Below are 26779 nucleotides of genomic sequence, written 5' to 3'. Positions count from 1 at the left end.
GGATGGGCTCCTTGACGTGGACGCGGCAAGGTCGGAGGGTGGGTGGGCGCTCCCCGGCCCGGCCGTCTCTCCGTGCCGCCGCCCGCTCAGGTCGCGGGTCGGAAGGTAAAGCGTAATGAAATTCCCCAAATGTGGGGAACCGTCGTGTTGCCTGCCCCCTCTCACACCCCAGCAGTTTGTATGACATTGAGATAGAACGACCGGTGGATGGGGACGGAATGCGCGACATCGAACGAAGGGGACTGCTCGGAGCGGGACTCGGCGCGGCAGCGGCGATCGGCCTGGCCGGCTGCGGGGCCCTCGGCTCCTCGGACGGCGGCCGGCCCGAGGGCGACGGCGGAACCGGCGGCAAGGGCGGAACCGGCGGCAAGGGCGGCGCCGACGGTACGCCGAAGAAGGAGATCCGGCTGATCGGAGACGGTTCGACCGCCGACACCGGAAAGCAGCCCCGCCAGCCGGCCGCCCCCGTCCGGCTCGAACCCGGCCAGACCCCACCGCAGTTCGTGATCTTTTCCTGGGACGGGGCCGGAGAGGTCGGCAACGGGCTCTTCCCCCGCTTTCTCGACCTGGCCCGGGAACACGACGCGGCGATGACCTTCTTCCTCTCCGGGCTGTATCTGCTGCCCGAGTCGAAGAAATCCCTCTACCGCCCGCCGAACAACCCCCGGGGCGCGTCGGACATCGGTTATCTCACCGACGGTCATATCAAGGAGACGTTGCGGTACGTGCGCCGGGCCTGGCTGGAGGGCCATGAGATCGGCACCCACTTCAACGGCCATTTCTGCGGCGGTTCCGGAACCGTGGAGCGCTGGACGCCCGCGCAATGGCGGAGCGAGATCGACCAGGCCATGTCCTTCGTCACGGAATGGCGGACCAATACCGGCTGGAAAGACCTGGACCCGCTGCCGTTCGACTATCGCAAGGAACTGGTCGGCGGCCGTACCCCGTGTCTGCTCGGACAGGACGATCTGCTGCCGACCGCGAGCAGACTGGGCTGGCGCTACGACGCCAGTTCCCCCGGCGGACGGCAGATGTGGCCCGTCAAGCGCGGCGGCGTCTGGGACCTCCCGCTCCAGGGGATGCCGTTCCCGGGCCACTCCTTCGAGGTCCTGTCGATGGACTACAACATCCTCGCCAACCAGTCCCGGAATTCCACCAAGGGCATGCCGTCGCGCTATCCGGGCTGGCGCACGCAGGCGACCGGCGCCTATCTCGCCGGTTTCCGGCGCGCGTACGAGTCGAATCGCGCGCCGTTCTACATCGGCAACCACTTCGAGGAGTGGAACGGCGGGATCTACATGGACGCCGTGGAGGAAGTGATCAAGCAGGTGGCGGGCAAGCCGGATGTGCGCCTCGTCTCGTTCCGCCAGTTCGTCGACTGGCTCGACGCACAGGATCCCGCCGTGCTCGCCAAGCTCCGCACCCTGGAGGTGGGGCAGTCGCCCGCAGGCGGCTGGAACGCGTTCCTTAAACAGGCTTGACAAGGGGCTTTACGGGCACCGAGGGGGGTGCGGGAAGAGCCCGGAACTGCCATGCGAAACTTTTCACATGAGCCTTGGCCGCCTGTACCGACGCCGCTTCACCCTGCTCGCCGCCACGGCCGTGGCCGGCGCCCTCACACTGACCGCGTGCGGAGACGGCAACAAGGCCGGGGGCGGCGGCAACACCAACTTCGTCACCGGCAGCGGAGGCATCTCCACCGCCGCCAAGGGCGAACGGGCGGCGGCCCCGGAGCTGGAGGGCACCGGCCTCGACGGCAAGCCGCTCGCCCTCGCCGACTACAAGGGCAAGGTCGTCGTCCTCAACGTCTGGGGCTCCTGGTGCGGCCCCTGCCGGCTGGAGGCGAAGTACTTCGCGAAGGTCTCGAAGGAGACCGCGGACCAGGGCGTGCAGTTCCTCGGGATCAACACCCGGGACGCCCAGCGGGACGCCGCGGTGAACTTCGAGAAGGACTACGGAATCACCTACCCGAGCTTCTTCGACCCGATCGGCAAGCTCATCCTCCGCTTCCCCAAGGGCACGCTCAACCCGCAGGCCATCCCGTCCACGGTGATCATCGACCGGGACGGGAAGATCGCGGCCCGCACGCTCCAGGCGCTCGACGCCGACCAGTTGCGCGAGATGATCGACCCGATCATCGCGGAGAAGTGATCCGGTGACCACGCTCGCCGCCCTGGACGGAACCGTCATGAGCGGGACCCTGCTGGTGTCCCTGCCCATCGCGCTGCTGGCCGGCCTCATCTCGTTCTTCTCCCCGTGCGTGCTGCCCCTGGTCCCCGGCTATCTGAGCTACGTCACCGGGGTCACCGGCACCGACCTGGCCGAGGCCCGGCGCGGCCGGGTGGTCGCGGGCGCCACCCTCTTCGTCCTCGGCTTCACCGTCGTCTTCGTCTCCGGCGGAGCGCTCTTCGGCTACTTCGGCCGCGAGCTCCAGACGTACTCCGAGGTGCTGAACAAGGTGCTCGGCGTCCTGATGATCCTGCTGGGGATCTTCTTCATGGGGCTCCTGCCGGGCGTGACGCAGCGCGAGTTCCGCTTCCACAAGCGGCCGGTGAGCGGCCTGGCCGGCGCGCCGCTGCTCGGCGCTCTCTTCGGCATCGGCTGGACGCCCTGCATCGGTCCGACGTTCGCCGCCGTGAGCACGCTCGCGTTCAACGAGGGCACCGCCGGACGCGGCGCGATACTGACCGTCGCGTACTGTCTCGGACTCGGTGTCCCGTTCGTCCTGGCCGCGGTCGCCTTCCGCAGGGCACTCGGCGCGTTCGGCTGGGTCAAGCGCCACTACGCATGGGTCATGCGGATCGGCGGCGGCATGATGATCGTGACCGGAATCCTGCTGCTGACCGGTGTGTGGGCCACGCTGATGCAGCAGATGCAGAGCTGGTCCAGCGGTTTCGTTGTGGGGATCTGAGTTCATGAGCAAGCTGAACGGCAGCACGGACGAGCAGAAGCGCGCGGACGAGCGGAAACGCGCGGACGAGCAGAGGCGCACGGAGGACCAGAGGCGCACGGACGAGCGCGAGCAGCAGGCGCGCGCCCTCGGCGCCGCCGGCGAGCGGCTTTCCACCGCCCCGCGCGAGGAACGGCCCGAGGCCGGACCGGGCGTGCCGTCCATGGGCGTGGTCGGCTGGGTGCGCTGGTTCTGGCGCCAGCTCACCTCGATGCGGGTCGCGCTCATCCTCCTCTTCCTGCTCTCGCTGGGGGCCATCCCGGGATCGCTGATCCCGCAGACCAGCGTGGACGACCTGAAGGTGCAGACCTTCAAGGAGGCCAACCCCACCGTCACGCCGATCTACGAGAAGCTCCAGCTCTTCGACGTCTACAGCTCGGTGTGGTTCTCCGCGATCTACATCCTGCTGTTCGTCTCGCTCATCGGCTGCATCGTGCCGCGCACCGGCCAGTTCGTCGGCCAGCTGCGCAGCCGCCCGCCGGGCGCGCCCAAGCGGCTGACCCGGCTGCCCGCGTACAGCACCTGGCGCACCGAGGCGCAGCCCGAGCAGGTCCGCGAGGCGGCGCTCGCCGCGCTGCGCAAGCGGCGCTTCCGCGGGCACGTCGTGGGCGACGCCGTCGCGGCCGAGAAGGGCTACCTCCGCGAGGCCGGGAACCTGGTCTTCCACATCGCGCTCATCGTGATGCTCGTCGCCTTCGCCGCCGGGCAGCTCTTCAAGTCCGAGGGCGGCAAGCTCGTCGTCGAGGGCGACGGCTTCTCCAACACCCTCACCCAGTACGACGACTTCAAGTCCGGTTCGCTGTACGACACGGAATCGCTGGCGCCCTTCAGCTTCGTGCTGGACGACTTCGTCGGCACGTACGCGAAGAGCGGCCCGCAGCGCGGCACCCCGCGGACTTTCGAGGCCCGCGTGCAGTACTCCGAGGGCGCCGACGGCGCGATGCGCAAGGGCGTCATCAAGGTCAACGAACCGCTCGTGGTGGACGGCACCAAGGTCTACCTCATCGCCCACGGCTACGCCCCGGTCCTCACGGTCCGCGACGGTCGCGGCAAGGTCGTCTCGCGCAGCGCGGTGCCCCTGCTGCCCATCGACAACAACATCACCTCCACCGGCGCGGTCAAGGTGATGGACGGCTACCGCGACAAGAACGGCAAGAAGACCCAGCTCGGTTTCCAGGCGTTCTTCGTACCGACCTTCGCCGGAGCCGGCCAGGGCACGATGTTCTCCCAGTTCCCCGCCGCCGACTACCCGGTGCTCGCCCTCAACGGCTACTACGGGTCGCTCGGCGTCGACTCCGGCCTCCCGCAGAACGTGTACCAGCTGAACACGTCCAAGATGACGGCGTTCAAGGACGCGAAGGGCGGGAAGCTCAAGCAGCGGATGCGCCCCGGCGAGAAGATGGTGCTGCCCGACGGCGGCGGCTCGATCACCTTCGAGGGCGTCGAGGAATGGGCCAGCTTCCAGATCTCGCAGCAGCCGGGCTCCGGCTGGGCGCTCACCGGAGGCGTCGCCGCCATCGGCGGCCTCGCCGCGTCGCTGTTCATCCAGCGCCGCCGCGTCTGGGTGCGGGCGGTGCGCGGCCCGGACGGGGTGACCGTCGTCGAGCTGGCCGGTCTGGGCCGCAGCGAGTCGGCGAGGCTCCCCGAAGAACTGGGCGACCTCGCGAGCGCCCTCGTCACCACCGCGCCCGTCGCGCCCGCCGCGCATGCCCCGGACGCACCCGACGCACCCGACGCATCCGACGCACCCGATGCCACGAACGAGGCCGGGAGCCGGCCCGTACACCCTCACGAAGCACCTGCCGAAGGGGCTGAGAAGTGAATCTCGCCGCCGCTACCAACGAGAACCTGGCGGAGATCAGCAACGTTCTGATCTATTCGTCGATGGCCGTCTACACCCTGGCGTTCTTCGCGCACATCGCGGAGTGGGTCCTCGGCAGCCGCAGCAAGGTCGGCCGCACCGCCGCCGCGCTGCCCGGGAAGAAGGGCGCGACCGCGCCCGCCGTGACGGTGCGCTCCGCCGCGGCCGGCGGCACCGCCGTGCTGGAACGCCCCGAGATCGTCACCCGCGCCGCCGCCGGGACGCGCGACGTGCCCGACGGTCCGGGCGCGGCCGGCGGTACGTTCAAGGGCGACCTGTGGGGCCGGATCGCGATCGCGCTGACGGTCGTGGCCTTCCTGGTCCAGGCGAGCGGCGTCGCGACCCGCGCCCTGTCGGTGCAGCGGGCCCCGTGGGCCAACATGTACGAGTTCTCGATCACCTTCTCCACGGTGGCCGTCGGCTCGTACCTCCTGCTGCTCCTGCTGAAGAAGAACGTCCGCTGGATCGGCCTCCCGCTGGTGGCCACCGTCCTGCTGGACCTCGGCATCGCGACGACCACGCTCTACACCGACAGCGACCAGCTGGTGCCCGCGCTGCACTCGTACTGGCTGTGGATCCACGTCTCGACCGCGATCATCTGCGGGGCCGTCTTCTACCTCGGCGCGGTCGGCACGGTGCTCTACCTGTTCCGCGACAGCTACGAGAGCAAGGTCGCCTCCGGCGGGAAGCCCGGCGCGTTCGCCGCCTCCGTCATGGAGCGCCTGCCCTCGGCCTCGTCGCTGGACAAGTTCGCGTACCGGGTCAACGCGGCCGTCTTCCCGCTGTGGACGTTCACGATCATCGCGGGCGCGATCTGGGCGGGCGACGCCTGGGGCCGGTACTGGGGCTGGGACCCCAAGGAGGTCTGGTCCTTCATCACCTGGGTCGCCTACGCCGCCTACCTGCACGCCCGCGCCACCGCCGGATGGAAGGGCCGCAAGGCCGCCTACCTGGCGCTGCTGGCCTTCGGCTGCTGGCTGTTCAACTACTACGGCGTGAACATCTTCGTCAACGGCAAGCACTCGTACGCCGGCGTCTGATCCCGCGACCGAGACCGAGACCGAGACCGACACGCGACCGCGTACCGGTCCCGCGACGCGATCGAGACCGGTACGCGAACGGCGGCCGTCCCCCGTGCAGTCGGGGGACGGCCGCCGTCGTCGTACGCGGGCCGGGCAGGGTCGGCCGGGCCGGTCAGGAGGGGGCGGGCGGCTGCGTCTCGTCGGGGCCGACCGTGCCGTCGCGGTGCTTCGGCTCGTCCTCGCCGCGGGCCGGGTCCGCCTCTGCGGGCTTCCGCGCCGTCTTCCCGCCGGCGCTCCCGTCCCGGCTCTCGTCGCGCAGCGACTTCAGGAAGTCGGGGTTGTCGTCCGGCGCCACCCACTGCGTACGCCGGCCCCGGGCCCGCTCCGAGAGCGTCGCACCGCCGCGCCGCAGCTTCCCCGCGACCAGCCACACGACGGGACCGACGACCCAGAACAGCAGGATGATGATCACCCAGGCCGTCTTCGGCAGGTGCTTGGCCTCCTTCTCCGGCGTGTTGAGGCAGTCGATGAACGCGTAGATCGTCAGAGCCAGCGGTACGAGGTAGAGCAGGGCTCTCATGGAACGTCCCCCAGGAAGCGGGCGGCGGGGCACGCGGTGGTCCCCGGTGTCGCGGCCAGGGTACCGGCTCGTCCGGGACGCTTTCGGGGCACCGCGTCGGGGGAGCCCCGCAGGGGCGGCGGGGAGGGGGATGACAAACTGGAGCGCATGGCTTACGACGATCTTCGCTCCCTGCTCCGGGCCCTTGAGCGCGATGGTGATCTCAAGCGCGTCAAGGCCGAGGTCGATCCCCACCTGGAGGTCGGCGAGATCGTCGACCGGGTGAACAAGGCGGGCGGGCCGGCCCTGCTCTTCGAGAACGTCAAGGGGTCCTCGATGCCCCTGGCCATGAACGTCTTCGGCACCGACCGGCGGCTGCTGAAGGCGCTCGGCCTGAAGTCCTACGCGGACATCAGCGACAAGATCGGCGGACTGCTCAAGCCGGAGCTGCCTCAGGGCTTCGTCGGGGTCCGGGAGGCGTTCGGCAAGCTGGGCTCGATGGTCCACGTGCCGCCGAAGAAGGTGAAGTCCGCCGACGCGCCCGTCCAGGAGGTGGTGCTCACCGGCGACGACGTCGACCTGGAGAAGCTGCCCGCGCTGTTCACCTGGCCCGAGGACGGCGGATCGTTCTTCAACCTGGGCCTCACCCACACCAAGCACCCCGAGAACGGCGTCCGGAACCTGGGCCTGTACCGGCTCCAGCGCCACGACAAGCGCACCATCGGGATGCACTGGCAGATCCACAAGGACAGCGCCAACCACTATCAGGTTGCCGCCCGGCGCGGCGAGCGGCTGCCCGTCGCCATCGCCTTCGGCGCGCCGCCCGCCGTGACGTACGCCTCCACCGCGCCGCTGCCCGGGGACATCGACGAGTACCTCTTCGCCGGGTTCATCCAGGGCAAGCGGATCGAGATGGTCGACTGCAAGACCGTGCCGCTCCAGGTGCCCGCGCAGGCGGAGGTCGTCATCGAGGGCTGGCTGGAGCCGGGCGAGATGCTCCCCGAGGGCCCGTTCGGCGACCACACCGGCTTCTACACGCCGCAGGAACCGTTCCCCGCACTGACCATCGACTGCGTCACCATGCGCAAGCGCCCGCTGCTCCAGTCGATCGTGGTGGGCCGGCCGCCGACCGAGGACGGGCCGCTGGGCCGGGCCACGGAGCGGTTCTTCCTGCCGCTGCTGAAGATCATCGTGCCGGACATCGTGGACTACCACCTGCCGGAGTCGGGCGGCTTCCACAACTGCGCGATCGTCTCGATCGACAAGAAGTACCCGAAGCACGCGCAGAAGGTCATGAGCGCGGTCTGGGGCGCGCACATGATGTCGCTGACCAAGCTGATCGTCGTGGTGGACGCCGACTGCGACGTCCACGACCTGCACGAGGTGGCCTGGCGGGCGCTCGGCAACACCGACTACTCCCGCGACCTCACCGTCGTCGAGGGCCCCGTCGACCACCTCGACCACGCCTCGTACCAGCAGTTCTGGGGCGGCAAGGCGGGCATCGACGCCACCAGGAAGCTGCCCGAGGAGGGCTACACCCGGGACGGCGGCTGGCCGGAGATGGTCGAATCCGACCCGGAGACGGCGGCGAAGGTCGACCGCCGCTGGAAGGAATACGGACTGTGAGCAGTGCGGCAGAAGCGGCGTCCGTCCACGGTCCCGCGCCCTCGGACAGCAAGGTCCGGGCCTTCCTGCGGCTCGTGATGATCGAGCACTCGGTCTTCGCGCTGCCCTTCGCCTACATCGCCGCGCTGACCGCGATGTTCCAGCTGGACGGCACGATCCACTGGGGCACGCTGCTGCTCGTCACGCTGGCGATGGTCGGCCTGCGGACCTTCGCGATGGCGGCGAACCGGATCATCGACCGGGAGATCGACGCCCGCAACCCGCGCACGGCGGGCCGCGAGCTGGTGACCGGCGCGGTGTCGGTGAGGTCGGCGTGGACCGGGGCGCTCGTCGCGCTCGTCGTCTTCCTCGGCGCGGCGGCCCTGCTCAACCCGCTGTGCCTGGCGCTCGCGCCGCTGGCCGTGGTGCCGATGGTCGTCTACCCGTACGGCAAGCGGTTCACGAACTTCCCGCACGCCATCCTCGGGCTCGCGCAGGCCATCGGGCCGATCGGCGCGTGGCTCGCGGTGACCGGCGGCTGGTCGTGGGACGCGGTGATCCTCGGGCTCGCCGTCGGGATCTGGATCGGCGGCTTCGACCTGATCTTCGCCTGCCAGGACGTGCGGGCGGACCGGGCGCACGGGGTGCTGTCCTTCCCGGCGCGCTTCGGGATTCCGGCCGCGCTGTGGGGCGCGCGGGTCTGCCACGCGATCACGACCGGGCTGCTGGTGTGGTTCGGCCTGGCCACGGGCGCCGAGGTCTTCTACTGGATCGGTATGACGGTCGTCGCGGCGGCGTTCGTCTACGAGCACCGGGTGGTGCGTCCGCACGACCTGTCCCGGCTGAACCGGGCCTTCTTCTCCGTCAACGGCTTCATCGGCGTCGCGCTGTTCGCGTGCGCGCTGCTGGACCTGCTGGTGCGCGGCCTCACCCCCTGAGGCCGGGCCCGACGGGCGACCGGGGGACCGGGCGACGGGCGGCCTCAGCGCGTCGGACGGCGGCCGGGCGGCCCTCGGCGCCTCAGGCGGTGACCATGGCGTCCGGTGCGCGGCGCGGGCGGCGGAAGGCGAAGGCCGCGGCCACCCCGCCGATCAGGCCGAAGAGGTGCCCCTGCCAGCTGACCCCCGCCTCGGTGGGCAGGACGCCCCACAGCAGGGAGCCGTAGACCGCGGCGACGCCGACGCCTATCAGCACGTCCCAGGGGCGGCGGTCCACGAAGCCGCGGACCAGCAGATAGCCGAGCAGCCCGAAGACCACGCCCGACGCGCCGAGCGTCACCGTGCCCGCCGGGGCGGTGAGCCAGACGCCGAGGCCGCTGACCACGATGATCGTCAGGACGACGGCGGCGAACCGGCGCAGCCCCGCCAGGGCCGCGATGAAGCCGAGGACGAGCAGCGGGACGCTGTTGGAGGCGACGTGCTCCCAGCCGCTGTGCAGGAACGCGGCGGGCACGACGTCGCCCAGCTCCGCCGGATCGCGCGGGCTGATGCCGTACGCGTCCAGGGCGTTCCCGGTCGCCGTGTCGACCCCTTCGAGGATCCACAGCAGGGCGACCCAGCCGGCCATCAGCAGCCCGGCGGTCAGGGCGCGGGCGCCGCCCGCGGCGGTCTTCGTCCGTCTGTCGTGGTGGGTGGTCCGGAAGTCGTCCATGCTCTCCCCTGCCCCCGGCGTGCGGTCACCGGTTCAACGTGTGCGGGCCCCGCCCGGTTCCGCGTGCGGGGCGCGGGGCCGTGCCGGATAGGCTCGCGGGTGTGGAATCCGGGACTTCAGTGACTCATCGGCAGCGACGGCCTTGGATTGTCGGGGTGTCGGGCGCTTCGGGTACCCCGTTCGCCGCCGCCGTCCTGCGCGGACTGCTGGCCGGCGGCGAGAGCGTGGACCTGGTGGTGAGCCGCGCCTCGCGCCTGACGCTGCTGGACGAGACCGGCATCGCCTTCCGCGACGGGCACTGGCGCGAGGATCTGCGCGGGTGGCTGGCGCGGGGCGCGGACGGGAAGCCGGACGCCTTCGCGGTGGACGACGCCGAGCTGGACCGGGTGCGCCACTGGCCGGCCGGTGACCTGGCGGCCGGGCCGTCGTCCGGTTCGTACCCGGCGCGCGGGATGCTCATCGTGCCGGCCTCGACGGCCTGTGTGGCCGGAGTGGCGCTCGGTCTGTCGAAGGACCTGCTCCAGCGGGCCGCGAGCGTGACGCTCAAGGAGCGCCGCCCGCTCGTCGTCGCGGTGCGCGAGACGCCGCTGAGCGGCCAGACGCTGAAGCAGATGGTGGCCCTGGACGAGGCGGGCGCGGTGGTGCTGCCCGCCTCTCCGGCGTTCTACGCGGGCGCCACGCACATCCAGGACCTGGTGGACTTCGTCGCGGGGCGGGTGCTGGACGCGGCGGGCGTGCCGCACCGGCTGTACCGCCGTTGGGAGGGAGAGCTGGGTGGCGGCTCCCGCCGTACGGCCGACTGATCCGGCCGGAGCGCCGTCCGGCCGCCCGGGTCAGCGCCTCTCCGGTCAGCGTTTCTTCGATCGGCGCTGCCCGGGTCAGCGCTTCTTCGGTCAGCGCTTCTCGGGCGCGCGCGGGGTGCGGGTGCGCTCGGCGCGGCGCGCGGTGGCGGTCCGGTGGGCACGCGAGCGGTTGGCCTGGTCCTGCAGCTCGCGCATCCGGGCGTAGGCCATCTCGATCGTGTACACGGTGAAGATCACTCCTGAAGATTCGAAAGCTTTTCTTGGATGTTTGGGAAGATTTACAGGGTGTGAGCCCTGTATGCCTTAGATTCTATACGTAAACTCGCGGTACTGCTGAACAATGGAAGGTTTCAGTCATATGGACGCGGTGGACAGGCAGCTCATCCAGGCCCTCAGGGAGAACGGCAGGGCCTCGTACGCCGAGCTGGGACGGCTGGTGGGGCTCTCCGGGCCCAGCGTCACCGACCGCATCAACCGGCTGGAAACCGCCGGTGTCATCACCGGCTACCGCGCCACGGTCGACTCCGCCTCGCTCGGGCTCGGCGTCACCGCGCTGATCGGGATCTCGCTCTCCGACGCGGCCGACCACGAGGACGTCGCGCACCGGCTGAAGGACCTCGCGGAGATCGAGGACTGCTGGTTCATCGCGGGCGACGACTCGTACATGCTCAAGGTCCGCGTCGGCGACGTCGACGGGCTGGAGAAGACGATCCGGCGTCTCAGCGGCACCAAGGGCGTCTCGCGCACCCGTACCACGATCGTCCTCTCCACCAAGTGGGAGAACCGGGTCGGAGAACTCCCGGAGGAGTCGTAGGCGTACCGTGGTCGCAGTCGGTTACGCACAGGAATGGGAGGCGCCCTAGTGGACGCGGGACTCAAGCGCGAGCTGGAGGAGAAGGTCCGGGCCGGCGAGCGGCTGACCCGCGAGGACGGGATCGCCCTCTACGCGTCCGACGACCTGGCGTGGCTCGGCGGGCTGGCGCACGAGGTGCGCACGCGCAAGAACGGTGACGTGGTCCACTTCAACGTCAACCGGCACCTCAACATGACCAACGTGTGCACGGCCTCGTGCGCGTACTGCTCGTTCCAGCGCAAGCCGGGCGAGAAGGACGCGTACACGATGCGCATCGAGGAGGCCGTCCGCCTCGCCAAGGCGATGGAGGGCGAGAACCTCACCGAGCTGCACATCGTCAACGGCCTCCACCCCACGCTGCCCTGGCGCTACTACCCGCGCTCCCTCAGCGCGCTGAAGGAAGCCCTGCCGAACGTGGCGCTGAAGGCGTTCACGGCGACGGAGATCCACCACTTCGAGACGATCTCCGGCCTCTCGGCCTCCGAGATCCTCGACGAGCTGATCGAGGCCGGTCTCGAATCGCTGACCGGCGGCGGCGCGGAGATCTTCGACTGGGAGGTCCGCCAGCACATCGTCGACCACCGCACCCACTGGGAGGACTGGTCGCGCATCCACCGCCTCGCGCACGAGAAGGGGCTCAAGACCCCGGCGACGATGCTGTACGGGCACATCGAGGAGCCCCGGCACCGCGTCGACCACGTGCTGCGGCTGCGGGAGATGCAGGACGAGACCGGCGGCTTCCAGGTCTTCATCCCGCTGCGCTACCAGCACGACTTCGTGGACATGAAGGACGGCAAGGTCCGCAACAAGCTCCAGGCCCGCACCACGATGGCGACCGGCGCGGAGGCGCTGAAGACCTTCGCGGTCTCCCGGCTGCTCTTCGACAACGTGCCGCACGTCAAGGTGTTCTGGGTGATGCACGGCGTGCAGACCGCCCAGCTCGCCCTCCAGCACGGCGCGGACGACATGGACGGCTCGGTCGTCGAGTACAAGATCACGCATGACGCCGACAACTACGGCACCCCGAACAAGCTCGGCCGCGACGACCTGCTGGACCTGATCCGCGACGCGGGCTTCCGGCCGGTCGAGCGGAACACCCGGTACGAGATCCTGCGCGAGTACCCAGGTCCGGAGGAAGGTCGGCGCGAGTCGCCGCAGCCGATGCGCGTCTGAGGCCGTACGCGCCGCCGGCCGTCCTCTGTGCGGCCGGCGGCCTTCCGGCGGACCCGGCAACCCCGTGAACCGAGCGAATTCGGGTCATGCTTCACTGGACGGGCAGGTTGACGTCGAGAGTCCATGGGAAGAGAGGCCGGCCGTGTCCGCTGCCAAGCCGAGCGCAACGATCCGGTACACGACGTTGCGCCTGTTGATCTTCATCGGCTGCTTCTTCGTGTCCGCCGTCGCCGTGCACTTCGGGCTGATCCCGTCCGGCCTCGCGGGCGCCAACTTCGTCTGGGTGATCCTGCTCGGCCTCGTCCTCTCCGCCCCGCTCAGCTATGTGCTGTTGCGCAAGCAGCGCGACGAGATGTCCGCCCAGATCATCTCCTCGGTCGACCGGACCAAGGCCCGGCTCGACGCCAACCGCACCCGCGAGGACGCGGTCCAGTAGCCGTAGGGGCCGCGTAAGCTTCCTCACACCGCGCACCTCGCGCACACCGAATCTCCATAGACCCCCGTACCGGAGCAGGCCGCTCCCGTACGGGGGTCTTCGGCGTTTCCGGGGTGATCCGGAGTGGTCGGGGGTGATCGCCAGGGCTTCTCGGGCGGTTCCCCTGCCAAAGAAAGGCTTTGAGGTTCTCAAAGTTCAAGTGTTAACGTGTTCGCCATGAAGACAGCGGTGCGCCCCGACCATGCCGCGAGCATCCCGCTCGTGGCGCGCCTGCACGTCGATCTCTGCCGCTGTATGTCCGCGGTCTGTCGCCGCAACGTCTGATCCGGCAATCATGCAGCGGCGCCGCCCCCCGGCGCGGACGCCGCGACCCCGTCCCGTTCCACCGCACGTCCGTACGGCTGCCCCCGTACGTCCCGATGCGCCCTCACTGGAGTGTGTCCGTGTCCGCGAACTCCGCGTCCGCCGCCCCCGAGGCCGAGCAGCCCAACGGCTCCGGCTCCGGCTTCCGTATCCCCAAGGTCCCGTTCTGGGCCCAGATCGTCGCCGGTCTCGTCCTCGGCGTGCTGCTCGGCTGGCTCGCCCGCAGCCAGGACGTCAGCTGGCTCGTCACCACGCTGGACAAGGTCGGCTCGCTCTTCGTCCAGCTCCTCAAGCTGGCCGTCGCACCGCTGGTCTTCTTCGCGATCCTGGTGTCCATCACCAACCTGCGCAAGGTCAACAACGCCGCCCGGCTGGCCACCCGCACACTGCTCTGGTTCATGATCACCTCGCTGATCGCGGTCGCCATCGGCCTCGCGATCGGCCTGATCACCAACCCGGGCGCGGGCACCGGCCTCACGCCCAAGGACGGCGCGCTCTCCGAGACCAAGGGCAGCTGGATCGACTTCCTGACCGGCATCGTCCCGGACAACGTCATCACGCCCTTCACCGAGCTGAACGTCCTGCAGATCGTCTTCATGGCCGCCGTCGCCGGTATCGCCGCGCTCCAGCTCGGTGAGAAGGCCAAGCCGATCCTCACGCTCAGCGAAGCGGTCCTGGAACTGCTCCAGAAGGCCCTGTGGTGGGTCATCCGCCTCGCCCCGATCGGTACCGTCGGCCTCATCGGCTACGCCATCGCCGACTACGGCTGGGACCTGATCGGCAAGTACGCGACCTTCACCGCCGACGTCTACATCGGCTGCGCCCTGGTGATGTTCGGCGTCTACCCGCTGCTCCTGGCCACGGTCGCCAAGGTCAGCCCGCTCCAGTTCTTCCGCGGCGCCTGGCCCGCGATCCAGCTGGCCTTCGTCTCCCGCTCCTCGGTCGGCACCATGCCCGTCACCCAGCGGGTCACCGAGCGCCTCGGCGTTCCGAAGGAGTACGCCTCCTTCGCCGTGCCCTTCGGCGCGACCACGAAGATGGACGGCTGCGCCGCGATCTACCCGGCGCTGGCGGCGATCTTCATCGCGCAGATCTTCGACGTGCAGCTCGGCATCGGCGACTACCTGCTCATCGCCTTCGTCTCGGTGATCGGCTCGGCGGCCACCGCCGGTCTCACCGGCGCGACGGTCATGCTGACGCTCACCCTGTCCACGCTGGGCCTGCCGCTGGAGGGCGTCGGCCTGCTGATGGCCATCGACCCGATCCTGGACATGATGCGCACCGCCACGAACGTGGCCGGCCAGGCGCTGGTCCCGGTCATCGTCGCGGCCCGGGAGAAGATCCTGGACCACGACAAGTACAACTCGGCCTCCTCCTCCCCGATCGACTCCTTCGGCTCCTCCGAGGCCGCCGACGTTGACGGTGACAGTGACGGCGACGGGATCCGGGGCGCGGAGCCGAAGGGTGCGGTTCCGGCCATCGTCTGACCGCGCGGCCCGCGGCCGACGCCGAGCGCCCCCGTTCCGCCCGCCGAGGGCAGCCGGGGGCGCTCGGCGTTTTCGGCCCCGTCCGCACCCTGTTCCGTACCGCTTCGCCCTGCCCGGTCCGGCCGATTCGAGCCAGTCCTGCCTGGTCCAGACCATTGACTCGGCCTGCCTCCTGCTCCTACCGTGGCCGTTGCCCGAGAGTCGGGGCCGCGGGGATGCCGGAACGCTCCTGCCCTTTCCCCGCCGATGCTTCTGACGCCCTGTCGGCGACCGTGCCCGGCGCCGTGACGCCGTTCCCGACGGCACCGCGGCCGAACCCGGCCCGATCGCTGTACCGCATCCGTTCCGTCCCGTCCGTTCCGCCCCTCCCGCCCCGCACGAGGATCATTTCGATTTCAACGGGCACTCCTTGACGGTCACCGCCGTCGCCGCCCCCGGTGAGCGAACGACAGCAGCGCGCAGGAGCAGGAGCGCAGGAACAGGAGCAGGAGGAGAGCGATGAGCGACGACGCGACGGCCTATCAGGTGGTCGTCAACGACGAGGAGCAGCACGCGCTCTGGCCGGTCGGCAGCTACCCGCCGGCCGGCTGGCGGGTGGAGGGGTTCGCCGGGTCGCAGGAGGAGTGCGTGGCGCACGTCGACACCGTACGGCGGGGCGTCCGGCCGCTGGGCCCCCGCCGCCGCGCGGAGCCGGCCGCTCCGGGCGGGGTCGACGGTCCGGGCGGGACGGACGGTTCGGGCGGGGCGGACGGTTCGGGCGGGACGGACGGTTCGGGCGGGGCCGACAGTTCGGCGGGAGCCGACGATCCCGCCCGAGCGGACGATCCGGCCGGAGCCGGCCGCTGACCCCTGCCCGGTCCTGTCCGGATCGGTCGACCCCGCCCGGCACCGCTCGGTACGACGGGGAGCGGGCCAGCGCCGTACCCTGGCCGGGGAGCAGGGCGGCGGGGGCGGGGAGGAATGCGACGTGGGTGCTGTGAAGAACAAGCGGATGCCACGCGCCGTGCGGGAGCGGCAGATGATGGACGCCGCGGTGCGGACCTTCGGGCAGCGCGGCTACCGGGCTGCCTCCATGGACGAGATCGCCGAGCTGGCCGGCGTCTCGAAGCCCCTGGTCTACCTGTACCTGAACTCCAAGGAAGAGCTGTTCACCGCCTGTATCCGGCGCGAGGCGCAGGCCCTGGTGGCGGCGGTGCGCGCCGGGGTGGAACCGGATCTGTCCGCCGACGGCCAACTCTGGTCGGGGCTGCGGGCCTTCTTCACTCACACCGCCGAGAACCCCGACGGCTGGGCCGTGCTGCACCGGCAGGCGCGGACGCACGGCGAGCCGTTCGCCTCCGAGGTCGTCGTGATGCGGGACGAGATCGTCGCCTTCGTGACCGGGCTGATCGGGGCCGCGGCCCGCGACGCGCACCGCGATCCGGCGCTGGCGGACCGCGACGTGGCCGGCCTCGCGCAGGCGCTGGTCGGCGCGGCGGAGGCGCTGGCGGGCTGGGCCAACGACACGCCGGGCGTCTCGGCCAAGGAGGCGGCGGCGACGCTGATGAACTTCGCCTGGGCGGGCCTGGAGAACCTGATGCACGCCCGGCCCTGGCAGCCCCCGGCGTAAGGGCCGTACCGCCGCCGCTCCTGTCACCGCCGCGCCCGTCGCCCCTGCCCCCGTGGCCTCCGCGCCCTGCACCGCCGCACCGCCGCTGTCCCGCGTTCTGCCGGGCGTCGGCCACGGCCGCCCACCTCCTGGTCAGCCGGTGCATGGTCGTCGGCGACAACCGCTCGTTCATCGCCGCCCTGAGCCGGACCTGATCCACGACGATGAGCTGCGCGCGGACGAGGCGAACGGACTGGTCTCGCGGGCGGAGTCGATCCGTACGTTCACGGTCCTTCCGGTGGACTTCGTGGCGGAGGTCGAGGCGCTGTACGGGAAGTGAGTCGGGGGCGAGGCGGGGCCCGGCCGGTCGCCGTACGGAGCACGGGGAGCAGTCGGCGAACAGCCGCCGGGGCCGGTGGCGTGGCCGGCCCCGGCGCACGGACGCGGCGCATGGCGTCCAGCGAAGGCATGAGCCGAGTGGCGCCGTGACGGTTCCGCTGTCCGGAGAGGCAGCGGGTTCGGTGCCGGTCGACGATCAGGGACGTATGGCACCGGTGATCGCCACGGTGTTACCGGCGTGCTCGGGCCGGCCGCAGATCTCCTCCAGGGCCAGCCCGAGGGCGAGCAGTGCGCGGTCGGCACCGACAGGGGCGTCGATCTCAAGGCCCGTCGGCAGTCCGTTCGACGCCAGGCCCATCGGGATGCTCAGGCCGGGAGCGCCGATGACGCTTGCGGGGCCGGTGTTGCGGATGAAGGTGGCGAAGGTGTCGACGGGTTCTCCGCACAGGACCATGCCCTGGTCGCAGGTGGCCAGGTCCAGCGCGGTGGCCGGGACGGTCGGGAAGGCCAGGCCGTCCAGGCCGTGTGCGGCGAAGGTCCGCCCGTATGCCGCGCGCAGCCGCTCCCGGTGGGCCAGGCACTCGCGGTAGACGTCCTCGGAGACCAGACCGGGGGCTCCGTCGAGGACGCAGTTCTCGAAGACGTCCCGCACGTCGGGGCTGGCGATGAGGGCCGCGAGAGAGGCGAGATCCATCTCGGGCCGGTGCTTCGTCAGGTAGGAGGACAACTCCACCCGGGTCTCGTACAGCACGATGGCCATACCGATCTCGAACTCGCGTTCGACGAACGAGGTGACATCGACCGGGACCAGTTCCACCCCGGCCGCCGCGATGCTGCCCAGAGTCGCCTCCCACCGGGCGGCGACCTCGTCCTGAAGCCGCTCGGTGAAGTGACCGGTCGGCACACCCAGCCTGATCGAGTTCGGTGGAGGGGCGGTCACCGGGGCGTCGTCACCGCTGAGGACCCCGTCGAGCAGGGCCAGGTGCGCGACCCGGCGTGCCATGGGGCCGATGGTGTCCCGGGTGCCGGACAGGGGCGTCACCCCTTCTCCGGGATAGCGGCCGACGGTGGGCCGGAATCCACAGGTGCCCGTGACGGCGGCGGGAACGCGGACCGAGCCGCCCGTGTCGGTGCCGAGTCCGGCCTGCACCACGTCGGCCGCGATCAGCGACGCGACTCCTCCGCTGCTGCCACCGGCGAAACGCTCGGTGTCGTACGGGTTGCGGACCGGGCCGAAGGCTCGGTTGTTGCTGGTGACGCCGAGCGCCAGCTCGTGCATGTTGGCCTTGCCCAGGATGACGGCGCCGGCGTCACGCAGCCGACGCACCGCCGGCGCGTCGGTGGCGGGCACGAAGTCCCGCAGGGCGGGAGTGCCGGCCGTGTTGGGCAGCCCTGCGACGTGGATGTTGTCCTTGACCGCTATGGTCATGCCGGACAGGGGGCCCGGTCCGCCCGGGGCCTTGGCGGCGGCTTCGCCGACAAGGGTGATGAAGCCGCCCAGGTGTCCCACCTCTTCGGCTCGCGCCAGAGATCTCTGCACGGCCTCGGATCGCCTCAGGGCGTCCGGTTCCTCGGTGGAGCGTTCACTCATCGATCTGACCTGCTCTTTCGTGCGGATCCGCTGGGGCGGCCCAGGGGCGATCAGTGCAACACGTCCCAGAGGTTCATGTCATTGTTCGTTCGCGTGATGACATGGTGAACGCAAGAGGGGCTTGCATCAAGGGTCCTCGCGGACCACGCGCCGCTCCGGCCGACGGCTCTGTCGATCGCCCCGTTCTTGACCGAGGGGTTCGGATGCGACGCGCAGCCGCTGTCGCCACTCGGTGCTCCCGCTCGTCCGCCTGACCCGACAAACTCGCCGTCGCCTGCGGGTGCCGTACGGACGAGGGCGAGTGATTCAGGGGCTCCCGGCCCCTGGGGGCCTGGACGTAGCTGCCCAGTGGGTGCCCAGTGGGTCCGCGGTGGTCCGGTCACCTCAGGTTCAGAATCCTGGTGGGCTGTCCGGTGGCGCGGGCGATGGTCTCGAAGTCGCGGTCATGGTGGAGCAGAGTCAGGCCCGACATCTCCGCGACCGCGGCCAGCAACAGGTCCACAGGGCCGGCGCAGCGATGCTCCCCCTTGGTGGTGAGCAGTTCCTGCACGGTGCGGGCGCGCCGGAATACGCCGTCCGGCATCGGACACCAGGCGAACATGGCCAAACGCGCCCGGACGTTTTCGCGATCCTTGGTGGAGCGGGCGGAATAGAGCACCTCCAGCTCGGTCAGGTCGCACAAAGCAACGAGGCCCGCTCCGATACGGCGGTCCCACTCCTCGGTGCTCTGGCGCAGGAGGATGCGGGCGAGTGCCGACGTATCGATGAGGTAGTCGGCGACACTCACTTCGCGGAGCCTCCTCGGTAGCGGCGCTTGTCGAGGAGAAGGTCTGTGTCCAGGCCCCCCTCCTGGACAATCTCCTGCAACTCGTGCAGGGCACGCAAACGTCGATTGCGTTCGACGATTTCGCGCAGCGCCGTGTTGATCGTGTCGCGTTTTGTCGTGGTGCCCAGTTCTCTCGCGGCGGCTTCCAGCGCCTCGTCGTCGAGGTCGATGACCGTACGGCTCATACTCCACCCTCCTGTATGCACACTCGGATGTATCAATGTACATGATCGAATGTATCAATGGAGGGGTGCGGGCTGCGGGAGGGTGCGTTCGCGGAGGAAATGACGAGGGATTCAGGGCGCCCCCGGCCCCTGGAGGATCTGGACGTAGTTGCCCACCGGGTCCACGACCGTGGAGAAGAGCCAGCCGCCCCCGGTGTCCTCGACCCGCCGGACCCAGGTCACCCCGAGGGAGTCGAGGTGCTTCTCGGCGGTGCGGATGTCCTGGACGGTGATGTTGATCAGCTGCCGGCCCGGTTCGGCGGCGCGGTCCGCTACGTCGTCGCGCCGGTCGAAGCCGATGATCGCCCCGGGGCCGACGAGCAGCATGTGCCCTACCCAGCGGGCCCCCAGCGGCTCCAGCGCGGCGCGGTACCAGGTGATCAGGGCGTCCGGGTCGGTGCTGCCGAGGATGACGCCGAGGCCGGTGATGGTGTCGGCGTGGTCGCCGGCGGAGTCTGTCATGAGGCTGCCCTTCTCGTTGCCGCTCGCCTGTCCTCTGGATCGAGCTGCGGAACACTGTGTGCCGATGAGCTCCGCAGCTTCTCAGACATCGCGGGGCTGGGCCCTTCGACATGTCGCGGAACCGGCGTCGGGCCCTCCGATGGACCCGGTGCCACGGACGACTCTCAGCCGAGCGAGGGGCCGGGGAAGGGCCTCCGCCCTCGGCGGCCCGAGCGCCTTGACGTCGAACCGGAGGAAACCGTACGTCGGCAGCCCGAGCCCTCTTCTCCGCCCCGACCCCCTTGTCTGATGACCCGTCAGGTATGACGATGACGGCCGTCACCCCGGGCGGGGCCCGCCCGCGGGTTCGAAGGGAAGGAGGCCGCCGTGCCGGTTCTGCCCAGCGGGGCGCTGTCGTACGGGATGCAGCTCCCGGTCCAGTCGCAGAGCGCGATCTACGCCGAGCCCTGGGAGGCCGCGGCGACCCCCGCCGACCTCGTCCGGGTCGCCCGCGCCGCCGAGCTCGGCGGCTTCGCCTACCTCGCGAGCTGCGACCATGTGGCCATTCCGCGGCGGCTCGCCGAAGGGATGAGCACCGTCTGGTACGACCCCGTCGCCACGCTCTCCTTCCTCGCCGGCGTCACCGAGCGCGTCCTGCTGATGAGTCACGTCGCCGTCGTCGGGCTGCGCCACCCGCTGCTCACCGCCAAGCAGTACGCGACCCTCGACCACCTCAGCGGCGGGCGGCTGGTCCTCGGGGTCGGGGCCGGGCACGTGCGGGAGGAGTTCGAGGCCGTCGGGGCGGACTTCGACGGGCGCGGCGGTGTGCTGGACGAGACCATCGACGCCCTGCGGGCCGCGCTGGGGCCGGAGGAGTACCCGGAGTTCGCGGGCGAGCGGTTCGCGTTCAGCGGGCTCGGGCAGTTGCCGCGCCCCGTACAGGAGCGGGTACCGATCTGGGTGGGCGGCTCCTCGCCCGCCGCCGTCCGCCGGGCCGCCGTACGCGGCGACGGCTGGCTGCCGCAGGGCGATCCGTTCGAACGGCTGCCCGCGCTGATCGCCCGGCTGCGGGCCCTGCGGGAGGAGGCAGGCGTCGAAGCGCCGATCGTCGTCGGCGCGATCACCGAGCCGCTGTACGTGGGCGAGCCCGGGTGGCCGGTCGGGCGGCGGACCCTCGCCGGGAAGCCCGAGACGCTGGCGGAGTCGCTGCGCCGGTACGCGGCGATCGGCGTGGACCAGGTCCAGGTGCGCTTCCGGAGCCGGAGTGTCAGCGAGCTGACCGATCAGATGGCGGCGTTCGGTGCGGACGTCGCTCCTCATCTCGACACGTAGGGGAGGCGGGCATGGGCAAGTCATCTCGGCGCGCGGGGGAGACGGGCATGGGCAAGCTGGACGGGCGCGTCGTGCTGGTCACCGGGGCGGCGCGCGGTCAGGGCGAGCAGGAGGCGCGCCTCTTCGCGGAGGAGGGCGCGCGGGTCGTCGTCGCGGACGTGCTCACCGAACGGGGCCGGGCGCTGGCCGAGGAGCTGGGCGGGGACTCCGCGCGGTTCGTCCGGCTGGACGTGGGGTGCGAGGAGGACTGGGCCGACGCCGTCGCCGTGGCCAAGGACGCCTTCGGCAGGATCGACGGGCTCGTCAACAACGCGGGCATCCTCCGCTTCAACGCGCTGCTCGACACGCCGCCGGCGGAGTTCCAGGAGGTCGTGCGGGTCAACCTGACGGGTACGTTCCTCGGCATCCGGGCGGTGGCCCCGGAGATCGCGGCGGCGGGCGGCGGGACCATCGTCAACACGTCCTCGTTCACCGGGCTGACCGGGATGGCGCTCGTCGGAGCGTACGCCGCGACGAAGCACGCCGTCCTCGGCCTGACCAAGGTCGCCGCGCTGGAGCTCGCGGGCCGGGGCATCCGGGTCAACGCGATCTGCCCGGGGGCGGTGGACACCGCGATGAGCAACCCCGCGCTGCTGGACCCCGGCGCCGACCCGGCCGCGTCGTCCGCGGGCCTGGACGCCTACTACCGCGAGCTCGTGCCGATGGGCCGGATCGGCCGGCCGGAGGAGGTCGCCGCGCTGGCCCTCTTCCTGACCTCGCGGGACTCCTCCTACATCACGGGCCAGCCCTTCGTCATCGACGGCGGGTGGCTGGCCGGAGTCAGTCTCCACTGACACCGTTCCTGACGAAGCGTCAGGTATTGACGGGCCGGACCGGCGGTGGAACAGTCGGTCGCATCACAATCTGACGATACGTCAGAAAAACTTGAGGACGGTGAACCTCCGTGGAATTCGGGCTCTTTGTGCAGGGGTACGTGCCCGCCGCGCGTGCCGAGGCGGACCCCGAGGCAGAGCACAAGGCACTGATCGAGGAGACCGAGTACGTCATCCAGGCGGACAAGTCCGGCTTCAAGTACGCCTGGGCCTCCGAGCACCACTTCCTGGAGGAGTACTCGCACCTCTCCGCCAACGACGTGTACCTCGGCTATCTCGCGCACGCCACCGAGCGCATCCACCTCGGTTCCGGCATCTTCAACCCGCTGGCTCCCGTCAACCACCCGGTCAAGGTCGCCGAGAAGGTGGCCATGCTCGACCACCTCTCCGGCGGACGCTTCGAGTTCGGCACCGGGCGCGGGGCGGGCAGCCACGAGATCCTGGGGTTCATGCCGGGCATCACCGACATGAACCACACCAAGGAGCTGTGGGAGGAGACGATCGCCGAGTTCCCCAAGATGTGGCTCCAGGACGAGTACGTCGGCTTCCAGGGCAAGCACTGGTCCCTCCCGCCGCGCAAGATCCTCCCCAAGCCGTACGGAGCCTCGCACCCGGCCATGTGGTACGCGGCCGGGTCGCCGTCCTCGTACGCGATGGCCGGGAAGAAGGGGCTCGGCGTGCTGGGCTTCAGCGTGCAGAAGGTCTCCGACATGGAATGGGTCGTCGAGTCCTACAAGAACGCGGTCAAGGAGGCCGAACCGGTCGGCGCGTTCGTCAACGACAACGTGATGGTCACCTCCACCGCCATCTGCGCCGAGACGCACGCCGAGGCGGTCGAGATCGCGGTCGGCGGCGGGCTGAACCACCTCCAGTCGCTGCTGTTCCGCTACCACGACACCTTTCCCCGCCCGGAGGGGATTCCGGAGTGGCCGCAGCTGCTTCCGGAGTACACCGAGGAGATCATCGAGCTGCTCATCGCGGAGGAGCTGATGATCTGCGGCGACCCGGACGAGGTGCTGAAGCAGTGCCGGCGGTGGGACCAGGCCGGGGCCGACCAGCTGAGCTTCGGGATGCCGATCGGGGTGAGCCCCGAGGACACGATGAACTCGATCCGGCTCATCGGCGAGCACGTGATCCCGAAGATCGACACCGACCCGGTGCACCGGACCTCGCGGTTCCGCGCGGCGGGCTGATCCGGGCCGTTCCGGGGGCCGTTTCCGTGCCGCGCCGTGTCGTGACGTGCCGAACCCGCCCCCGGGGCCCGGCCAGGAGCCGGGCGGCGTCTTCCCGGACCGTCGCCCTGTGAGCCGGGGTACGTACCGCGGCCGAAGCGTGCGTACCCCGGCAGTCACCCCGGCCCAGGCTCCTCGGCCCAAGGCTCCTCGGCCCAAGGCCCCAAGGCCCCAAGGCCCCAAGGCCCCAAGGCCCCAAGGCCCCAAGGCCCCAAGGCCCCAAGGTTCCTCGGCCCCAAGGCTCCTCGGCCCAAGGCTCCTCGGCCCCGGCCGCCCCGTCCGTCCGCCTCCCAGGGCGACCCACGAGAAGGGAACCGTCATGCTCGACCACCTCATCCGCCGCGCCACCGTCGTGGACGGCGGCGGCGGGCCCGCCTACGTCGCCGACGTCGGCCTCCGCGGCGGCCGGATCGCCGTCATCGCCGAGCCCGGGACCGTCTCCGAGGAGGCCGTCACCGACGAGGACGCCGACGGCCTGGTCCTCGCCCCCGGGTTCGTCGATCCGCACACCCACTACGACGCCCAGCTCTTCTGGGACCCGTACGCCACCCCGTCCATGAACCACGGCGTCACCACCGTCGCCGGCGGCAACTGCGGTTTCACCCTCGCGCCGCTGCACCCCGACCGGCCCGAGGACGCCGACTACACGCGGCGGATGATGGCGCGCGTCGAGGGCATGGCGCTCACGGCCCTGGAGGAGGGCGTCGACTGGACCTGGTCGACGTTCCGCGAATACCTCGACGCACTGGAGGGGCGTATCGCCGTCAACGCCGGATTCATGGTCGGGCACTGCGCGCTGCGCCGGTACGTGATGGGCCCCGACGCGGTCGGCGGGCAGCCCACGGCCGAGCAGATGGACGCCATGCTGGCGCTGTTCCACGACGCCATGGACGCCGGGGCCTGGGGGTTGTCCACCACGCAGTCCTCGACCCACTCCGACGGCGACGGCGAACCCGTCGCCTCCCGGCACGCCCGGCCCGAGGAACTGCTCGCCCTGTCCCGAGCCGTCGGGGAGCACGAGGGGACCCAGCTCGAAGCGATCGTCGCCGGGTGCCTGGACCAGTTCTCCGACGAGGAGATCGACCTCTTCGTCGACATGAGCGCCGCCGCCGGGCGCCCGCTCAACTGGAACGTGCTCACCATCGACGCCGCCGTCCCCGAACGCGTACCGCGCCAGCTCGTGCCCAGTGAGCGCGCCCGCCGGGCCGGTGGCCGCATCGTCGCGCTGACCATGCCGATCCTCACGCCGATGAACATGTCGCTCGGCACCTTCTGTGCCCTCAACCTCATCCCCGGCTGGGGCGAGATCCTGGCCCTGCCCGTCCCCGAGCGCGTCGAACGGCTCCGCGACGCGGACACCCGCGCCGAGATGCTGCGCCGCGCCGACAGCAAGGAGGCCGGGGTCTTCCGGCGGCTCGCGAACTTCGGCCGGTACGTCATCGGCGACACCTACAGCGCCGCCAACGAGGGGCTGAGCGGGCGCGTCGTGAACGACATCGCGGCCGAGCGCGGCCAGGACGCGTTCCACTGCCTGGTCGAGATCTGCGCCGAGGACGACCTGCGCACGGTGCTGTGGCCGATGCCCACCGACAACGACCCCGACTCCTGGGCGCTGCGGCAGCGCACCTGGGAGCACGAGGACGTGCTCCTCGGCGGCTCCGACGCGGGCGCGCACCTGGACCGCATGTGCGGGGCCCCGTACACCACCCGCTTCCTCGGCGACTGCCTGCGCGGCCGGAAGCTCGTGTCGCTGCCCGCCGCCGTCAAGATGCTCACCGACGACCCGGCCCGCCTCTTCGGGCTGCGCGACCGGGGCCGGATCGAGGAGGGCTTCCACGCCGACCTGGTGCTCTTCGACCCGGAGCGGATCGACGCCGGGCCCGCCACCCTCGTCCACGACCTGCCCGGCGACAGCCCGCGCCTGGACTCCAAGGCCCTCGGGATCGTCTCCGTACGGGTCAACGGCGTCGAGACGCTGCGGGACGACAAGGTGACGGGGGCGGTGCCGGGCACGGTGCTGCGCTCCGGCCGCGACACCCGGACGGTGGGTACGGCGTGAACGGGGAAGCGGGGCGGCTCTTCATCGGCGGGGAGTGGACCGAGCCGGCCGACGGGCACTACGAGGTGATCAATCCCGCCACCGAGGAGGTCGTCGGCCTCGCCCCCGAGGCGAGCCGGGCGCAGGTGTACGAGGCGGCGGCGGCGGCCCGCGAGGCGTTCCCCGCCTGGTCGCGGACCAAGCCCGAGGAGCGCGCCGCGATCCTGGACCGGGCGGCGGACCTGATCCTGCGGGACCTCGCGTCCCACGCCGGGTTGGCCCGTGCCGAGAGCGGGGCGACGACCGCCACCGCCCGGGGGATGCAGGTCGCGGTCGCCGCGGCCCGGTTCCGGCGGTACGCGAAGGGGGCCGTGGAGCCGGTCGAGGAGCCGATCGCGCCGCAGATCAACGAGGCCGGGCCGATGGGGCGGGCCGGGATCTTCGGGGCGCTCGCCGTCCGCCGGCCGGTCGGCGTGGTGACCTGTGTGACCTCGTACAACAATCCGTGGGCCAATCCGGCGGGCAAGGTCGCCCCGGCGCTGGCGATGGGCAACACCGTCGTGGTGAAGCCCGCCCCGCAGGACCCGCTCTCCGTCTACCGGATGGCCGGGGCCCTGGCGGAGGCTGGTGTTCCGGCGGGCGTCGTGAACGTCGTGACCGGTTCGGGGGCGGGCGTCGGTGAGGCGGCCGTGGACGCGCCGGACGTCGACATGGTCAGTTTCACCGGCTCGACCGCCGTCGGGCAGCGCATCGCCGAGGTGTGCGGTCACGGGATGAAGCGGCAGCTGATGGAGCTGGGCGGCAAGGGCGCGGCGCTGGTGCTGGAGGACGCGGACCTCGACGCGGCGGTGGCGGGCATCGGCACGACGTTCTCCTTCTACAGCGGCCAGATCTGCACGGCTCCCACCCGTGTCCTGGTCCACCGTTCCGTCCAGGACGAACTGATCGCGAAGCTGGCCGCGTACGCGCACCGGCTGCCGGTCGGCGACCCGGCGGACCGGGCGACCGTGGTCGGCCCGGTCATCTCCGCCGCCCACCGCGACCGCGTCGAGGCGTACGTGGAGCTGGGCCGGAAGGAGGGGGCGCGGGTCGTCACGGGCGGCGCGCGGCCGGCCGGGCTCGACCGGGGCTTCTACGTCGCGCCGACGCTCCTGGCCGGCTGCACCCACGACATGCGGGTGGTCCGCGAGGAGATCTTCGGACCGGTGGTGGTGGTCGTCCCGTTCGACGACGAGGAGGAGGGCGTCGCGCTGGCCGACGACAGCGAGTACGGGCTCATCGACTACGTCTGGTCCGGTGACGTGGCCCGCGCCTTCCGGATCGCCCGGCGGCTGCGCGCGGGCGGGGTCGGCGTCAACACCGTGGGGCGGAACATGGAGGCGCCGTTCGGCGGCTTCCGCAAGAGCGGCGTGGGCCGGGACGTCGGCTCGTACGCGCTGCGCGCCTACAGCGAGACGCAGGCGATCGTCTGGCCCGGCTGAGCCGCCCGCCGAAGGGCGCGGGAAAATTTTGAATCACCACAAAACGGACAGTG

General features: G+C 70.9%; 27 protein-coding genes. 20 read left to right on the top strand and 7 right to left on the bottom strand.

Translation table 11 applies throughout. The features are described 5' to 3' along the window. Positions 1–218: 218 nt before the first annotated feature. The 5 genes from EES43_RS12015 (at position 219) to ccsB (ending at position 5851) form a co-directional block, all read left to right on the top strand. The gene (locus EES43_RS12015; RefSeq protein ID WP_124268724.1) at positions 219–1481 is read left to right on the top strand and encodes a polysaccharide deacetylase family protein; all 1263 of its coding nucleotides are present in this window, start codon (positions 219–221) and stop codon (positions 1479–1481) included. A gap of 67 nt (positions 1482–1548) precedes the next feature. Further along, on the top strand, positions 1549–2151 hold the full coding sequence (locus tag EES43_RS12010) for a TlpA family protein disulfide reductase (RefSeq protein WP_124268723.1): 603 nt from the start codon (positions 1549–1551) through the stop codon (positions 2149–2151). Positions 2152–2188: 37 nt separating this feature from the next. After that, complete coding sequence (locus EES43_RS12005; RefSeq protein ID WP_124271931.1) at positions 2189–2911, top strand: cytochrome c biogenesis CcdA family protein; 723 nt, start codon at positions 2189–2191, stop codon at positions 2909–2911. A gap of 4 nt (positions 2912–2915) precedes the next feature. After that, entirely contained in the window at positions 2916–4772 is a 1857-nt protein-coding gene (locus tag EES43_RS12000; RefSeq protein ID WP_124268722.1) for a cytochrome c biogenesis protein ResB, read from the top strand. Further along, positions 4769–5851, top strand: a complete 1083-nt coding sequence (gene ccsB / locus EES43_RS11995) for a c-type cytochrome biogenesis protein CcsB (protein ID WP_124268721.1) — start codon at positions 4769–4771, stop codon at positions 5849–5851. The genes EES43_RS12000 and ccsB overlap by 4 nt, the downstream gene beginning before the upstream one ends. A 154-nt stretch (positions 5852–6005) precedes the next feature. Here ccsB and EES43_RS11990 read toward each other — a convergent pair whose 3' ends face one another. Further along, positions 6006–6413 (bottom strand): PLD nuclease N-terminal domain-containing protein, encoded by a 408-nt coding sequence (locus EES43_RS11990; protein ID WP_124268720.1) that lies wholly within the window; start codon positions 6411–6413, stop codon positions 6006–6008. A 147-nt stretch (positions 6414–6560) separates the two neighbouring features. On the opposite strand from EES43_RS11990, the gene EES43_RS11985 reads away from it, so the two are divergent. Next, entirely contained in the window at positions 6561–8018 is a 1458-nt protein-coding gene (locus EES43_RS11985) for a menaquinone biosynthesis decarboxylase (RefSeq protein ID WP_124268719.1), read from the top strand. Beyond that, entirely contained in the window at positions 8015–8935 is a 921-nt protein-coding gene (gene mqnP / locus EES43_RS11980; RefSeq protein ID WP_124268718.1) for a menaquinone biosynthesis prenyltransferase MqnP, read from the top strand. The genes EES43_RS11985 and mqnP overlap by 4 nt, the downstream gene beginning before the upstream one ends. Positions 8936–9017: 82 nt before the next feature. On the opposite strand, the gene EES43_RS11975 is transcribed toward mqnP, so the two are convergent. Beyond that, entirely contained in the window at positions 9018–9647 is a 630-nt protein-coding gene (locus tag EES43_RS11975) for a rhomboid family intramembrane serine protease (RefSeq protein ID WP_124268717.1), read from the bottom strand. A 119-nt stretch (positions 9648–9766) separates the two neighbouring features. Here EES43_RS11975 and EES43_RS11970 point away from each other — a divergent pair, with 119 nt between their 5' ends. Further along, a complete protein-coding gene (locus EES43_RS11970) occupies positions 9767–10450 on the top strand; it encodes a UbiX family flavin prenyltransferase (RefSeq protein ID WP_124268716.1) in 684 nt (227 codons plus the stop codon). Between the two features lie 90 nt (positions 10451–10540). On the opposite strand, the gene EES43_RS30610 is transcribed toward EES43_RS11970, so the two are convergent. After that, positions 10541–10687 (bottom strand): hypothetical protein, encoded by a 147-nt coding sequence (locus EES43_RS30610; protein WP_164493075.1) that lies wholly within the window; start codon positions 10685–10687, stop codon positions 10541–10543. Between the two features lie 121 nt (positions 10688–10808). Between EES43_RS30610 and EES43_RS11965 the strand changes: the two genes are divergently transcribed. The 7 genes from EES43_RS11965 (at position 10809) to EES43_RS30605 (ending at position 16690) form a co-directional block, all read left to right on the top strand. After that, positions 10809–11264 carry an Lrp/AsnC family transcriptional regulator gene (locus tag EES43_RS11965; protein WP_030803885.1) on the top strand — a complete coding sequence of 152 codons (456 nt, stop codon included), beginning with the start codon at positions 10809–10811 and terminating at the stop codon, positions 11262–11264. A 48-nt stretch (positions 11265–11312) separates the two neighbouring features. Further along, the gene (mqnE, locus tag EES43_RS11960; RefSeq protein WP_124271930.1) at positions 11313–12476 is read left to right on the top strand and encodes an aminofutalosine synthase MqnE; all 1164 of its coding nucleotides are present in this window, start codon (positions 11313–11315) and stop codon (positions 12474–12476) included. Positions 12477–12618: 142 nt separating this feature from the next. Beyond that, positions 12619–12912 carry a DUF4229 domain-containing protein gene (locus EES43_RS11955; RefSeq protein WP_124268715.1) on the top strand — a complete coding sequence of 98 codons (294 nt, stop codon included), beginning with the start codon at positions 12619–12621 and terminating at the stop codon, positions 12910–12912. Between the two features lie 443 nt (positions 12913–13355). Continuing rightward, the gene (locus EES43_RS11950; protein WP_124268714.1) at positions 13356–14762 is read left to right on the top strand and encodes a dicarboxylate/amino acid:cation symporter; all 1407 of its coding nucleotides are present in this window, start codon (positions 13356–13358) and stop codon (positions 14760–14762) included. Positions 14763–15260: 498 nt separating this feature from the next. Next, complete coding sequence (locus EES43_RS31715) at positions 15261–15608, top strand: MbtH family protein (RefSeq protein WP_124268713.1); 348 nt, start codon at positions 15261–15263, stop codon at positions 15606–15608. A 145-nt stretch (positions 15609–15753) separates the two neighbouring features. Continuing rightward, complete coding sequence (locus EES43_RS11940) at positions 15754–16371, top strand: TetR/AcrR family transcriptional regulator (protein WP_124271929.1); 618 nt, start codon at positions 15754–15756, stop codon at positions 16369–16371. Between the two features lie 139 nt (positions 16372–16510). Continuing rightward, on the top strand, positions 16511–16690 hold the full coding sequence (locus EES43_RS30605; RefSeq protein ID WP_206430220.1) for a hypothetical protein: 180 nt from the start codon (positions 16511–16513) through the stop codon (positions 16688–16690). A gap of 195 nt (positions 16691–16885) precedes the next feature. On the opposite strand, the gene EES43_RS11935 is transcribed toward EES43_RS30605, so the two are convergent. The 4 genes from EES43_RS11935 to EES43_RS11920 all read right to left on the bottom strand — a co-directional run bounded on the left by EES43_RS11935 (position 16886) and on the right by EES43_RS11920 (position 19792). Then, entirely contained in the window at positions 16886–18280 is a 1395-nt protein-coding gene (locus EES43_RS11935) for an amidase family protein (protein WP_124268712.1), read from the bottom strand. Between the two features lie 379 nt (positions 18281–18659). Beyond that, positions 18660–19067: a PIN domain nuclease gene (locus EES43_RS11930; protein ID WP_124268711.1), complete on the bottom strand. Its 408-nt coding sequence runs from the start codon at positions 19065–19067 to the stop codon at positions 18660–18662. Then, entirely contained in the window at positions 19064–19291 is a 228-nt protein-coding gene (locus tag EES43_RS11925) for a type II toxin-antitoxin system VapB family antitoxin (RefSeq protein WP_124268710.1), read from the bottom strand. Before EES43_RS11925 ends, EES43_RS11930 begins: the two co-directional genes overlap by 4 nt. Before the next feature lie 111 nt (positions 19292–19402). Then, the gene (locus EES43_RS11920) at positions 19403–19792 is read right to left on the bottom strand and encodes a VOC family protein (RefSeq protein WP_124268709.1); all 390 of its coding nucleotides are present in this window, start codon (positions 19790–19792) and stop codon (positions 19403–19405) included. Positions 19793–20158: 366 nt separating this feature from the next. Between EES43_RS11920 and EES43_RS11915 the strand changes: the two genes are divergently transcribed. From EES43_RS11915 to EES43_RS11890, 5 genes are all read left to right on the top strand, one after another. Beyond that, positions 20159–21103, top strand: coding sequence for an LLM class F420-dependent oxidoreductase (locus EES43_RS11915; RefSeq protein ID WP_124268708.1), 945 nt, complete (start codon positions 20159–20161; stop codon positions 21101–21103). Positions 21104–21150: 47 nt separating this feature from the next. Then, the gene (locus EES43_RS11910; RefSeq protein WP_124271928.1) at positions 21151–21936 is read left to right on the top strand and encodes an SDR family NAD(P)-dependent oxidoreductase; all 786 of its coding nucleotides are present in this window, start codon (positions 21151–21153) and stop codon (positions 21934–21936) included. Between the two features lie 110 nt (positions 21937–22046). Then, positions 22047–23168, top strand: coding sequence for an LLM class flavin-dependent oxidoreductase (locus EES43_RS11905; protein ID WP_124268707.1), 1122 nt, complete (start codon positions 22047–22049; stop codon positions 23166–23168). Between the two features lie 358 nt (positions 23169–23526). Next, on the top strand, positions 23527–25266 hold the full coding sequence (locus EES43_RS11895) for an N-acyl-D-amino-acid deacylase family protein (protein WP_124268705.1): 1740 nt from the start codon (positions 23527–23529) through the stop codon (positions 25264–25266). Continuing rightward, positions 25263–26726, top strand: coding sequence for an aldehyde dehydrogenase family protein (locus tag EES43_RS11890; RefSeq protein ID WP_124268704.1), 1464 nt, complete (start codon positions 25263–25265; stop codon positions 26724–26726). The genes EES43_RS11895 and EES43_RS11890 overlap by 4 nt, the downstream gene beginning before the upstream one ends. Positions 26727–26779 lie beyond the last annotated feature (53 nt).

The organism is Streptomyces sp. ADI96-02 (assembly GCF_003846185.1).
In the GTDB taxonomy this organism is placed as follows: Bacteria; Actinomycetota; Actinomycetes; order Streptomycetales; family Streptomycetaceae; genus Streptomyces.
The sequence above is the reverse complement of the archived record's forward strand: the minus strand, read 5'-3'. Positions and strand labels throughout refer to the sequence as shown.